This window comes from Mycobacterium sp. SMC-8, from assembly GCF_025263565.1.
Lineage (GTDB): Bacteria > Actinomycetota > Actinomycetes > Mycobacteriales > Mycobacteriaceae > Mycobacterium.
Genome location: NZ_CP079865.1, coordinates 66,099 through 79,233 on the forward strand (window position 1 = coordinate 66,099; position 13,135 = coordinate 79,233).

Below are 13,135 nucleotides of genomic sequence, written 5' to 3' on the forward strand. Positions count from 1 at the left end.
AAGCAGGAATGCTAGTCGTCTGAGCGCCGGTGACCGATGACAGCGGCGCAGGACCACTTGCAGGCATGACCCCTTGCAGCGCGACAGCAGGAGACGGCGATGCAGATACTGCCGGTCGTACCGAACCCGACTGCGACATTCCTCCAGTGCCCGATCCCGGTAGCGGCGATGCCGAACTTCCGAACGCGGCCAACGAGCCTATGGAAGAGGAACGTCCTGGTCCGGCGAGGCCTACCCCACTGCTTCCGATGTCACCAACCGCGGCTACGGACGCAGGACTGGCGCTCTGCGCCGGGGGGTGCGGTGACAGCGATGAAGGACCAGGGGTAGGCCCGGTGCTGACTCGCGGCGCAGTGTTACCAGACCTGGATTCGGCATCAGACGGGTCTGGCACCGAAAGACGAGGCTGCGTATCACCGGTCTCCACTGCTGCCTCGGGCGGACGCTCAGGCGATTCGTCGGATCGCTTATCGGTCGACCGATCGTCATCGCCGGTACTAAACGGATCGCCATTCGACGGTCCCTCCGGCAGAGGCGTAAATCCCTGGACGAATTGCACAGTTAAAGCGCGGATCTCATCGGCGGCCCCTACTGCGATTCCTCGCGCCCGCGCGGCAGCACTGGTAATGATGTTGATAGCAGTGGGACTTCTGCTCGGCACGTGTACCAGTTGTTGATGTGCCTCAGCATCAATCGTGTCAATCATCAGCTCAGCACTCATCTGGATCGCCGCAACACTCTGCATCAGATCAGCGGCAGCCTTATCCGCGTCGGCCTTATCGTCGGCCCGAACCTGAATACGCCTGTAGGCAGCGTGCATTGCTTCGAAACCATTTGAATGCGCCACCCCGACAACCTGCAAGCCATGCAAGGCGACCCGGTGAGCATCTGCTGCAGCCGCAGTCGCCATCGCCAGACGACGTTGAGCAGCAGCCCGTCCTTCAGATTGCTCGCGGGTGACCGGCCATACATCGGGCGCCACGATGAAGCGTGAATAGCTACGAGCGGGTGGTGAAGCGGCCATTAGCCGACCCCCGTTGCTTCGCAGGCACTTTCAGCGGCCCGCAGGGCACTCGAGTACTGATCAACCATGTCGTTGGAAATGGAGGCGGGTTCACGGCGCAAATCTGCGTCGACCACAGCCACGATCGACCGCCGGACATCAGCGAGGGCATCAACAATTTCTCGTGGTGCGCCTGGACCTAGCCGGGTGGCCATATAGTTCAACTCCGCACCCACCGCGCTGAAGTAGTAGCCCTGCACCCCCAGGCTTTCTGATGACTCCCAGTCATTGGCCCGGTCGACGCGATCGATGAAGGCGCCACGCGCAATCCCAACACCGCTCTTGAAGTTCCTCAGGCCAACACACGCCTCAATTGCTGCGTCGTGCTTTTCTGAGGGCTCCGCAGCAGACGTGGACGAGGTCGACGGCCTTATCGCGTTTTCAGACTGCCCACGTGGGAAGATATTGAGACTCACAGCGAGTGACATGATGGCAACCACGGTGCTAACGACCGCGAGGTAGAACGCCAGCTTGCTCACAGTCACTCCACCACGGATCGAAGCTGTGTCGCGTTCAGTTCATCAACGACAACAAGGGAATTAACTGCTGCGGCTGCTGCAGTGCTCAATGCTTCAACCCGCAGAAGAAGCCCCGCCGCGTGACCCTGCTGGGCAGCGATAGAAGTGAAGTCTGCGAGGCCGGCTGCGGCGTCGATGATGGACAGCCTGCCGCTAGCGATTGGACCAGCCGGTTCAACAGACGCGGCGTCTGAACCGGCCACGCCAGCTGCCGCAATTCCGCCCCACGCGGTGGCCGGCTGCAGATCTAGACGCTCCATGACTTCATAAACTACCGCTTGGCACAGACACTTCGCCACAGCTGAGCACACATTCGTTCAGCGTATAGTCCCAGTTCAGTGGGCTGATCTGCACTTTCAAGCAAACAGGACACTGCCAGCCGCGTCATGTCCAGAACGTTTGATTCCAACCGAACTCTCATATGTCAGGATCAGTCACGCTGGGATTGATGCCGCCGCCTGTTTGCATGGCCAGCCATGCCCCATCAAGTGAAGGCGGAACACGACATGCTTCGCATCTGACGGGGTAGCGCCGAGCCAGGGTACGCGTTAACTCCTATTTGGATAGACCACTTTGCCGAGTTCTCGGGCGGCCTCAAATGTGCTGCGGTCCAACTCTTTACGCCGTGCCCGCTCAGCCACACTCGACAATAGTATCTTCATGGCGTCCGCGTTTTGGAGCGCGAATTCTACCGCGTCGCATGCGGAACGAATTACCGGAGCGGTGGCACCGTGTTGTTGCGTACTCGATGCACTTCGGACGGCAGCACGAGGAACCTCGACGATGCGAATCGGTTCTCCGTGCCGCTGTGCTGCTGTACGCGCCGCCGAGGCGTCTCTGCGGCACGTGTCAGAGCAATAGCGACGCGGACGCCCCCGCCGGGAAGTGACTTCGGGATCCAGCATGACCGCATCGCAACGGACGCACCGATTCGGATCGGATGTCGGGTAGTTGTCCGCTGCGATCGGTTGATGATGGTCAACGCCAACTGCGCTATGGCTCCCCAAACTTGCGCCGTTTGCGCTTAGCCTGGATACACCGATCGGCGGTTGGTGTGGGGTTGAATCTGGTTGTGAGGCTTTGAGCTGATGTATAGGTCCCAGTGGGCGTGGCTGATCGCCCGATCTCGGTATCGGGTTGTTCCTGTTGGTGTTTCGCGTCGAAGGCCGGTAGGGAGTGGTCTGATTAGGCCGTGAGCGGCTGATATCGGCCGAAGAGGTTGCCGAACAGCAAGTTCCATGCGTGTTCCCAGGGCCAGTTGCGCGGCAGGTGCAACGTCAGCCGTCGTGCCGAGGAGGCGATGCGTGCGGGCACGGTGATCAGCGTGCGGCGGATGGTGGCGGTGCGGGCCTTGGCCAGCGTGGGGCCGGTGAGGGTGGCCGCGGCGCGGGTGAGGTTGAACGCGATGACCGCCAGCACCAACCATGCACTATTGGCCGAGAACCGGCCTGACGGTAGATGGGCCAGCGCGGAGGCTTTCAGGTCGGCGTGGACCTGTTCGATGATCGCGTGGCCGCGGTGAGTCTTGTCGGCGGTGACGGTGTCCAGATCGGTGGTCGTAAAGAAGGCGTGAAACCGCCAGGTGTCGAACAGGGTGGCCTGTCCATCGCTGGTGGGGTTCAGGTCGGGGATGCGGCGTACCACCAAGCGGCCCGGGACCTGCTGGTGGGTTTTCTTGGAGCTGAACGCGGTGAATCCGATCTCGGCGACCTCGGCCCGGGAGATCCATTGGCCGGTGTTTTCGTCGTAGACGGCGTCGGTGTACTCGATCGAGGTCCACGCATCATCGTTGATGGCCGCGATCGCAGCCTTGACTTTCGAGTCCAGGGGCACGGTGATCGACACCTCGGCGCCACCGCGCAGCGCCGCGCCCACGCTGCGGTGACCGTAGAACGCCGAATCGGCGCGGACCAGCGGCTTGCTGGTGGCCTCGGGTGAGCGCAGCCGTGTCACAGTGGACAGGGTGTCGCTGATCATGCGGGCAGCTCCGCGTGGGGAGCCACACGAGCCTTTGCGCAGGCGTTGGGCGGCGATCACCGGAGCACACTGACCGGTGGTGACCGTGGCCAGCAGGGCGTTGAGACCCCGGACTCCGGAGTAGCCGTAACCGGATCCTTGCTTGCTGTAGCCGTGGACTTCGATGATGGTGTCGTCGAGATCGACCAGCACGGGGCCGTCGATGCCGGCCAGCACCGGGGTGCGTTCGTGCAGGCTCGCCAGCACCCGCGCCGCGATGGCGTCGAGTTGGCGGACGTGGCCGAAGCTGAATTCCCGCAGGAACGAGCCCAGCGTCGAGGGTGCATACGGACGGTCGAACACCGTGCGCATCGCGCCGTGGCGCAGCAGGCGCATATCGTCGATGCTGTCCGCGCCAGCGACCATCCCCGCGACCAGCGCGCTCACCTTCGCCCCCGCGTTGGAGCCCTTGTCCGTGGGCACCGTGAGGTGCTCATCAGCCAACGCGGCCAGACCGCATTCTTGCGCCAACGCGGTGATCGGGACCAGTCCGGCGCACGACACCAGGTTCGGATCATCGAAGCGGGCCGCCGCGACGGGCCGAGTGTGAGATAGTTGCATCTACGAGATGCCCTTCGTAGTGGCTGAATTGGATCCTGAACAAATCTCATTCTCCCACCACGACAGGGCATTTCGCTGTTTCAACCCACCCAGGCCGCCACCTAACCTCGATCTTTCACGTGGCGGGTAGTTGAGGTCTTTTCGTGGCGTGAGTGGGCGGTTCTGACGTGGGCGGCCTGGGGTTCCGGCGTTGCGTCTCGCCGGTGCTCCTGGGTCCTTTGCTCGTCGGAATGGTTTCTGTGTTTTAGGTGGGTTGCAGTGCGGTCCAGCCGAATTCGATGAGGTCGCTCCACGGCCAGCCTCTTGGCAGCCGTAGGTAGCGGCGACGCCCTGAGGTGATGATGCGTCCGGCGACGGCAAGCAGGCGCAGGCGTAGTCGTTTGGGTTCCCAGCCTCTGGCCGGGTGGCCGGTGAAGGCCAGGACTTGGGTCCAGACCAGCAGGTCAGCGGCCAGCAGGGTGATCTCCAGCCAGATCTGATTCTGGGCGAACCCGTGAAACGGCAGGTTGGTCAGTCCGGTGTCTTTGAGGTTGCGGATGCGGTCTTCCGCGCGGGCGCGTTGACGGTGCCGGACTTCGAGATCGCAGATCGACCAACCGCGGGTGTTGGTCGCAAAGCACGTGATCCGCCACCCGTTGTCATCGGTCAGGCGCAACTGCGCGCCGGGATGGGGACGTTCTCGGCGGGCGATGACCCGCATCCCTGCCGGCCAGCCTTTCAGCGTGTCGGGCAGGTAGCGGGTCAACTCAGCGACCTGGGCGCCCTCGCGTGGTGTGCCGTCGCCGTCGAGGGCAGCCCGCCACGCCCGCCGCGGGACCCGGCGCAGCGCTTCGACGATCGGGGGCATGCCGTAGAACCCGACTGAGTACTGCAGTCCCAGGTCGGTGATGTGGTGCAGGAAGTCCTTGACCCCGCCACCGGTGTCGGTGCGCACCAGCACCCGGGCCCGTTCGGGTTCGGGCAGTTGGGCCAACGCGGCATCCAGGACACTGATGTGGTCAGCAGCGCTGTTGGAGCCGGCTGAGCCGGGTCGCAGCAACCCGACCAGGGCTTCACCGGATCCGTGGCTGCCGTGGTCGACGAAGGCGAGCATGGGATGAAACCCGTATCCGTACTTGAAGGTTGGGGTGGCGCCCTGTTTGTCGCTGTGGGCGGTCACCAGGGTGGCGTCCAGATCGACGATGACCTGGCTGCCTGAGGTACCGGCCAGCGGTTGCTGGCGCCGCCATATGTGCGCGCGGGCTGCTGCCCGGGCCGCGCGGATCGCCGCAACGGCGGCATCGACGTCGCCGGCCAGCGTGGCGATCAGACGTGACACGGTGGCATCGGAGGCCACCGCCCCGAACAGCTCGGGCTGAGCACGCACCACCGCGATATCGGCGGCACAGTCACCGCCGAGTGCCACCGCGATCGCGACATCGGTGAGCACCTTGGCCGGGTCGTGCAGGGTTCGTGGTGCCCGCCACCGCTTCAAGACCTCTGACATGGCCTTTTCCAGTCCCGAGACGTGCAGCGTCCGAGCCAACAGCAGCCCGCCGGCCGACGAGACCAACGACTCGCGACCTGAATCCACCAGCAGAGAACGAACCGCGCTACGCTTCACCTACGGAGTGCCTTCCCGCTTTGTGAACATGGACCCTAGACAAGTCACATTTTCTCAAACAGGACAGGCACTTCCGTGCATTACAGGTCGTGTCAACAGCCTATTTCACGAAACGTCGAGGCTAATCGGTGTATCCAGGCTTAGAGCCGCGGCGTTTCGAGACTCCGTTGCACGCTGCGCGCCGCCCGCGTCAGCACGCGCTCTGCGAAGGACATTTTGGAGGTCGCGAACCTCGACCTCCGCGAGAGTAGCGATCGACGCGATCGTCTGACCGCGTTCCCTCATCCGCCCGGTAACCGTTTGCAGGTTGACGAAGTGACTCACACGCTTGCGGGCTGCGTCCATGCGCACGTTTTCATTCACTTGATCGAGGCGCACAGTCTCCCAAGCGTCAACGGCGCGCAGCCGCTGGAGCAGCACACGAACCGAGGCGGCATCGTCTACGTTGGCACGTTCAAGGTTCGCGCGTTTCTCGTTCGCCCTGCGCTGCGCTTCCACCGCACGCTTGCGCGCCCGCAACTTCTCACTTCCGCTCATAGACGCAAACGTAGGCCGGGCCGCGCGCTATCGTCCACCACCACAGCCACATTCGCGAGCAACTAGGGCTGGCTGCTCGGAATCTCCGAACTGCCTACGATGCCACCGCGCCATCTACGCAGGGAGAGTCGGTTACTACACCAGTCAGCGGCAAGCCGATTAACCGTCAGTCGTCGACGGTTGTTTCGACCTCACGGCGGCTTATGTAGTTGCCGCGCGCCGCGCGCCTCTCTGCGTCGGCGACGTCAGCGTTGAACGTGGCGGCGAACTCTGTGTACTTGACGTCGAGCAGGCGCTCGTCAGGCGGCGCGGGTTGCACGGCGGCTGGAATTGTGAGGGCGTAGTAGGCGTAGCGGCTGTCGAGACGGTTTTCCGGCACCAAGGTGATTAGCCGTGGGGTGAGGCCGCACTCTGCCGCCAGGTTCCAAAACTCTTCGATGGTGAAGGTGGTGGTCGATGCGAAATTTCGGTCGTAGGCTGTCCCGGCGAAGCCGCGGGTCCGACGATCGCTGGTGTGGTACTTGATTTGGACCAGCGCCGTGCCTCCGGGGGCCAACACGGTGCGGGCGATTTTAAGGATGGCCCGTACCGCGTTCGCGCCCGTCGTTAGCTCGATCACGTATAGACACAGGAAGACATCGCAGCTGCCCGCCAATCCGACGGTGGCTTGTTCGGGGCAGGCGAGGTCGATGCGCCGTGTCTCGACGGGTGTCGTGCACGTTGCGCGGACTTGTCGGACGCATTCGTCGAGGTTTTCTTGGGAGATGTCGGCGGCGATGAAGCGCTGCGCATGGGGGGCGAAAGCCACGGCGTTTGCCCCGCCGCCGGCGCCCCACTCCATCACCGTGTTCGGGCTGGGCGAATTAAGGGCTCGGGCGAAGGTTTCATAGATCTTCCAGTGGTCGTCACCAACCTCCAGCCAGGCTTGATCGCCGATTCCGTTGCGCCAGTGTGAATTCGCTTCCCAGGCCGATCCTGTGGGCGCAGACCAGTAGCGGGCGGCTTGCCCGGCGATCCGGTTCCGGAATCGCCGCCTTCCCGCTGCTGCCAGCGCTGCTGCCAGGATTCGCTCGCCTCGCACTGCCACGTCGATACCTCCGGTCAAGGACTTGTTTCCGGTTGGGCTGACAGTAACCGGCCTTCCCTGGACGTGGCCGCCTTCGACGCCGGACCGACCCCGCATTAGTCGCCGCCCTCTAGGACGCGATGATCAGCCCGCCGATTGGAACGGGTGTCGCGTCCACACCAATCAGCTAGTCAACCAGCGCCGACCATCGCTAGCGGCACACCACTGCGCCTCCAGAGACACCTCCGGGCAGCTTGTGGGCCAGCCAGCGCGCGGCCGGTGGCCGAGCGGGCAAGGAATCCTCGGACAGCTATCTGGAGGCTGTTGGCGCTGCTAGAGAGCACCACATTGTGCGGCGCTGAACCCGCGGTGGTGCGCGCATCTGCAATGATCGAGCGAGCGGCATTGTGCAAGGAGGGGGCCATGGCGAGGTCTGACCTGGTGATTGATCTGGTCGAGGCGCAGCAGCGTGGCGACGTCGCCCGCTTTCGCATGCTGGTGGAGGCGATCATCGCCGAGGAGCGCAACAATCAGCACCATCTTGTGGCTGATCGTCTGTCCGAATTGATCACCACTGCCGGTGCTCGCAGCCTGCTCGCCCGTGATGACACCGCCCGCCAGGTCGCTGATCTGGTCACCGAAATTGTGCCTAAGCGGCGATTGTCAGAGGTGCATCTGGCGCCTGCCGTCACGGCGGCGGTGACCGAGATCATCGAGGAGCATCACCGTAGCGAGCTTCTCCGCAGCCACGGCCTGGAACCGCGTAACCGCATCCTTTTGGAAGGTCCGCCTGGTAACGGTAAAACCTCGCTTGCTGAAGCATTGGCAGCGGAGCTGATGGTGCCGTTCTACGCCGTGCGTTACGAGGGAGTTGTATCTAGCTTTCTCGGAGAGACAACGAGTCGAATCGATCACGTTTTCGAGTTCGCAAGGACTCGGCGCTGCGTGCTCTTTTTCGACGAGTTCGACACCATCGCAAAGGAGCGCTCCGACGCGCACGAAACCGGCGAAATCAAGCGCGTCGTTTCGACGTTGCTCCTACAGATCGATCGCTTGCCCTCCCACGTCGTCGCCGTCTGCGCGACCAACCATGGCGAACTGCTCGACCGCGCGGCGTGGCGCCGCTTTCAGGTGCGTTTAACACTGCCTCCCCCGTCGCGCATACAGGCCACGGCTTTTCTCGAGCAGCTGCGTATGCGGCTCGGCGGGAACCTCGGTATGGCGCCGCGCACCCTCGCCGACAAGCTTGCGGGCGCCAGCTACGCCGACATTGAGGAGTTCGCGCTGGATGTCATGCGGCGCTATGTGTTGTCGCTACCCGATGGCCGTGTCGAGGATGTGGTGCGCGAACGGCTCAAGCAGCGCAACGCCATGAGGGAGATGTGACCTCTCCGCGTCCACCGCTGTCGTTCGGCGCCCCGGTGACCGGGCCTATACCTACCGGCGCGCCCCGCTTTCCTGGAACTCGCATCGCCGGACCGGAACCGGCCCGGCAAGGGCAGCGGCTAGCACCACAGTTCGCCGCTCTCCAAGAGGCTCTGCAGGCTGGGCGCGTCGACGTGGACGGTGACACCAGTGAAGCCGATCCCGAGCTTGTGGTGGTCTTCGACCTCGCAGCGCCCGTAGCCGAGTTCGCGCGAGCCGCAGCCCGTGTGCCCGGCCTGGAGTTCCTCCTCGAAGTTGATGGCGACGAGTTCGCAGCCGACGACGACTTCCACGCCGTACGCGATGGCGAACCGAGCGACGATGCCGTGACCGACAGTCTCTATGTTGTGATGTCGAACAGCCAGGCCGTCGTTGAGCTCCTCACCCTCTTCGCGCGATGGCAGGAGAACCGCGATGCAGCAATGCCTTTCGGGTTAGCGCCCTTACGCGAGGTCTTTTCGCTGTTGCGCGAGGTGAGGCGCTGGGGACCCCAAGATCGGGTCCGCGAGACCGGTCTGCTGGAGCGCTGGCGCGAAGACGTCGCCGTCGTGGGACAGTCAGCCACCACGGCCCGCGTCGAAGTCGAGCTGTGGTTCCGCCGCGATGCCGCCCGCCGGGCGGTTGCCGAAACGACTGTACGGGAACTCATCACCGCAGCCGGCGGCCAAGTCATCACTCAATCGACACTCACCGGCATCGGCTATCACGCCATTCTCGCTGATATCCCCTACAGTCAGGTCGAAGCGGTCCTTGATCGCGGGCCCGACGCGATCGCACTGTTGACCACCGACACCATCATGTATGTGTCCCCGGCACGGCCGATGACCATTCCGTCAGCAGCGCCCTCCGACGAACCTGTTGAACCCGAAGTGTTTTCGGTGAAGCCCACCGACCGACGTCCACGGATCGCCCTGCTCGATGGCCTGCCGATGGCCGGTCACATCGCCCTCTCCGAACGACTGATCATCGACGATCCTGACCAGATCGCTGCGTCCTATACCGCATCACAGATGCAGCACGGCACCGCCATGGCGTCGCTGATTTGCCACGGCGACCTCAACGCTCCCGGCAGATCAACACAGCGCCGCGTGTACGTGCGGCCGATCATGCAGCCACACCCATTCAGTGGCCAAGGCGAGACCGTGCTGAGGGACCGGCTATTAGTCGACCTCATCCACGAAGCCTTTCGACGCCTGTTCGAGCGACACGGCCAACACGATCCTGCGGCTCCCAGCGTGAGAATCGTGAACTTGTCCATCGGCGACCCCATCCAGATGTTCGTGCGCCGCATCAGCCCCCTAGCGAAATTGTTGGACTGGCTCGCCCACACGTACAACGTGCTCATCCTGGTCAGCGCGGGCAACCATCCCATTGACGCCGACATCCCCGCAGCAGCGCTGCTCGATGTATCCGAACTACGGCGCGCGGTGGGCACCGCCATGTACGCGCAGGCGCGCCGTCGACGACTCCTCTCCCCCGCTGAGGCAGTGAACGTCATCTCCGTGGGAGCCCTGCATGCAGACGCCGCGACCACCCCAACCAGCGACACGGTGCTCGACACCGCCGACGCGGGAATGCCCGCGCTCTACAGTCCCGTGGGTTTCGGCCACCGCAACTCGGTAAAGCCGGAAATACTGCTGCCCGGCGGTCGAAGTCTGCACCAGCGTCCGCCTTCGGCCGAAGGAACCACGACCTTGTATCCGGCGGAAACAACGATCACCGGCCCCGGTATGCGCGTCGCCGCACCCGGACACGGCGGCGCGCTCAACGGAACGGCCTATCTGCACGGAACCAGCAACGCCACCGCCCTCGCGACGCGCACCGCCGACCACATCTTCGATGTGCTCGAAGCCCTACAGTCCGCCGACGGCGAACCACCGTTCGCCACCGCCGAATACCATCCTGTGCTTGCCAAGGCTTTGCTTGTTCACGCCGCATCCTGGGGCGCCATGCGCGAGGGGCTGACCCGCACAATAGACGGCGGCGCCGATCTCAACCGTCGTGACATCTCTCAGCTACTTGGCTACGGCGCCATCGACGCCGAACGGATCGTCACAGCCGCGACCAACAGAGTCCTCCTCCTCGGCGCCGGGTCCATCGCAGCCGACCAACGCCAGACATTTGCACTGCCTCTGCCGACCAGCCTGGCTGCGACGACCGACTGGCGACGGCTGACGATAACCCTGGCCTGGCTTTCCCCGGTCAACACAGCGACGCGCCGACATCGTATGGCCCGCTTATCTTTCGAGCCGCCGCGTCAGCCTCTGGGAGTCGAGCGCCTGGAAGCTGAAGCGCGCGTGTCCCGCAACGGTACGGTTCAACACGAGATTCTTGAAGGTCAGCGGGCCGTCGTGTTCACTGCCAGCGATGCGCTGGAGATCAACGTCGACTGTCGCGTCGACGCAGGACGCCTGGCGGCACCAATTCGCTACGCACTGGCGGCGACACTTGAAGTTGCCCCAACCATCCGTGCTGATATCCACCAGGACGTTCGTCAACAACTGCAAACACGACTCCGCACCAGGACACGGTGACACGCGTAGTCCCGTCGACACTCTGAGCCATCTCCGGACGCGAACAGCGACGTGCGCTACTGCCGCATCGGCGAGGTCTCAAGAGAAGCCGGTGTTGGTTATCGCCAAACGGCGGTGGTTGAGACGCGCAGACTAAGGGTCGCATCCACTCATCTACGTAGGACGGCAGTAGTTAGTGACGAATGAATCTCGGTCGTATTGAGATGTGGCCTCATGCAGCCAGTGTCGGGGGTGGCGCTGTCATCCTGGTTCGGTGGCGCCTAGGACAGCGAAGAAGACCGACAGCCGGTTAGCGGCTCGGCTTGCCGCGCTCGCCTCACTAGGTGCTTCTGTCATCCACTTCGCCGTCGTTCCCGCCCACTGGCAGGAATGGATGCCGGCGGGCCTGTTTTTCGCTGCCATCGCGCTGTTCCAACTGTTGTGGGCGCGGCTAGTACTCACCCGTACCACCACCCCGGTGCTAGCTCTTGGCATCTTGGTCAACCTTGCCGTTATTGCGCTTTGGTCCGTGTCGAGAACCGCGGGAGCGCCGCTCGGGCCCCACGCCGGTCAAGCCGAACTGATCCAAGCCGCGGACCTATGCGCGTTGCTGCTTCAGATCTATGTCGTCATGGGCGCTGGCTGGGTCTGGCACCGCGGCCTTCAAGGAGAACCGGTGCCCGCCTTCGGCAGTGCCATGGTGCTCCTGGGCGCGATTGGGATCGTCACGTTGGCGTCCACAGTGGGCGCTGCCTCTGGTCTACGGCACGGCCACCACGCCCCAGCCGGCGCTGAAGCAGGGGCTCATCACCACGGACCTGGTGCAGAGCAGACTGACGACCATCACAGCCATCCTGAACCATCCCCTGCAGCGCCCGCTGGGGAGCCCGCCTCCGAAGATCACGCAACCAGTGCAGAACACGTCGACGACCATCACAATCACGATCCGGAGCCGACGTCTTCCCCGCCTGCCGTGCTCCCAGTCGAAGCTCCTGCACCAGGCGCTGGCTCTGGCGGCGCGCCTGAGCAGGCTACGCCCGTGCCCATCAGCGAGCCGCTTCCAGCGGCGACGCCGCTAGACGACCACCAAGACCACGACCATGTGCATTGACCTACGTCTGTATGGCCAATCCACGGCCTGACGGCTAGTTTCCGCCCGTCAGGTCTGCCCGCCCGATGGCGTCGCCCGGATGACGCACGATGTCGAGGACCGACATTCCGATGCCGTAGGTGGATAACCATCGCCTCGGCCGGACCGCGATGAAGCACAGCTCAGCACGCTGAGCGACGATGCGCTCCTCGGCGGCGAGAATGCGACGGAGAAACCAGTCCGCATGGAATGCCCCTCGCGCGTCGGCGTTTTCGTGGTTCAGTATTTCGGCCGACCCCGCAAACTGCACAGCTGCCGGCGGCATCATGGGGAGAAAGCGGTGCGGCACGGGAATGACGAAGGCTACCTGTGGTCGTCGTCGAATGTTTTTAACCTTGACGTTCGTAGTACGGGTCGTGATGTACAACGTCAGGTTTGTGCCTTCACCGGCCGCTGCGTACGTGACGGCCGTCGCGTGGGGGTTGCCGCTGCTATCGAGCGTCGACAGGGTGCCGAACGACCGTCGTCGAATCGAATTTTCGACAGTGGCGAGGTCGGTCACTGGTGCTCCTTCCTCCGCTTCCCCGGCTCCGATTGGGTGGCTTGTCGCTCAGCTACACGCCGTCTACGGCGCATCCGAAGGTACCGGCGGTCGACGGATAATTGAGAATTCGACCGGCGACTGCATTTGCTTTCTTCGTGCGAAGCCCCACATGGTTGGGAGCGGCGATTCGAATTCACAT

11 protein-coding genes are annotated in these 13,135 nt (G+C 63.6%); 4 read left to right on the top strand and 7 right to left on the bottom strand.

The features are described from left to right. Positions 1-661 precede the first annotated feature (661 nt). A complete protein-coding gene (locus KXD97_RS00400; RefSeq protein WP_185292653.1) occupies positions 662-838 on the top strand; it encodes a hypothetical protein in 177 nt (58 codons plus the stop codon). A 185-nt stretch (positions 839-1,023) separates the two neighbouring features. Here KXD97_RS00400 and KXD97_RS00405 read toward each other — a convergent pair whose 3' ends face one another. From KXD97_RS00405 to KXD97_RS00430, 6 genes are all read right to left on the bottom strand, one after another. Next, positions 1,024-1,542: a hypothetical protein gene (locus tag KXD97_RS00405; protein WP_232100374.1), complete on the bottom strand. Its 519-nt coding sequence runs from the start codon at positions 1,540-1,542 to the stop codon at positions 1,024-1,026. A 2-nt stretch (positions 1,543-1,544) separates the two neighbouring features. Next, the gene (locus KXD97_RS00410) at positions 1,545-1,841 is read right to left on the bottom strand and encodes a hypothetical protein (RefSeq protein ID WP_011856758.1); all 297 of its coding nucleotides are present in this window, start codon (positions 1,839-1,841) and stop codon (positions 1,545-1,547) included. Between the two features lie 925 nt (positions 1,842-2,766). After that, positions 2,767-4,158: an IS1380 family transposase gene (locus tag KXD97_RS00415; RefSeq protein WP_260752049.1), complete on the bottom strand. Its 1,392-nt coding sequence runs from the start codon at positions 4,156-4,158 to the stop codon at positions 2,767-2,769. Positions 4,159-4,402: 244 nt separating this feature from the next. Continuing rightward, positions 4,403-5,761, bottom strand: coding sequence for an IS1380 family transposase (locus tag KXD97_RS00420; RefSeq protein ID WP_313901315.1), 1,359 nt, complete (start codon positions 5,759-5,761; stop codon positions 4,403-4,405). 105 nt (positions 5,762-5,866) lie between these two features. Further along, positions 5,867-6,298: a hypothetical protein gene (locus KXD97_RS00425; RefSeq protein WP_260754980.1), complete on the bottom strand. Its 432-nt coding sequence runs from the start codon at positions 6,296-6,298 to the stop codon at positions 5,867-5,869. A gap of 166 nt (positions 6,299-6,464) precedes the next feature. Beyond that, positions 6,465-7,385, bottom strand: a complete 921-nt coding sequence (locus tag KXD97_RS00430; protein ID WP_234880202.1) for a class I SAM-dependent methyltransferase — start codon at positions 7,383-7,385, stop codon at positions 6,465-6,467. Between the two features lie 402 nt (positions 7,386-7,787). Between KXD97_RS00430 and KXD97_RS00435 the strand changes: the two genes are divergently transcribed. From KXD97_RS00435 to KXD97_RS00445, 3 genes are all read left to right on the top strand, one after another. Continuing rightward, positions 7,788-8,750, top strand: a complete 963-nt coding sequence (locus KXD97_RS00435; RefSeq protein ID WP_011856761.1) for an AAA family ATPase — start codon at positions 7,788-7,790, stop codon at positions 8,748-8,750. 173 nt (positions 8,751-8,923) lie between these two features. Next, positions 8,924-11,323: a S8 family peptidase gene (locus tag KXD97_RS00440; RefSeq protein WP_260754981.1), complete on the top strand. Its 2,400-nt coding sequence runs from the start codon at positions 8,924-8,926 to the stop codon at positions 11,321-11,323. A gap of 205 nt (positions 11,324-11,528) precedes the next feature. Beyond that, entirely contained in the window at positions 11,529-12,413 is an 885-nt protein-coding gene (locus tag KXD97_RS00445) for a hypothetical protein (protein ID WP_260754982.1), read from the top strand. Positions 12,414-12,447: 34 nt separating this feature from the next. On the opposite strand, the gene KXD97_RS00450 is transcribed toward KXD97_RS00445, so the two are convergent. Next, a complete protein-coding gene (locus tag KXD97_RS00450; RefSeq protein WP_260754983.1) occupies positions 12,448-12,954 on the bottom strand; it encodes a pyridoxamine 5'-phosphate oxidase family protein in 507 nt (168 codons plus the stop codon). Positions 12,955-13,135: the final 181 nt, after the last annotated feature.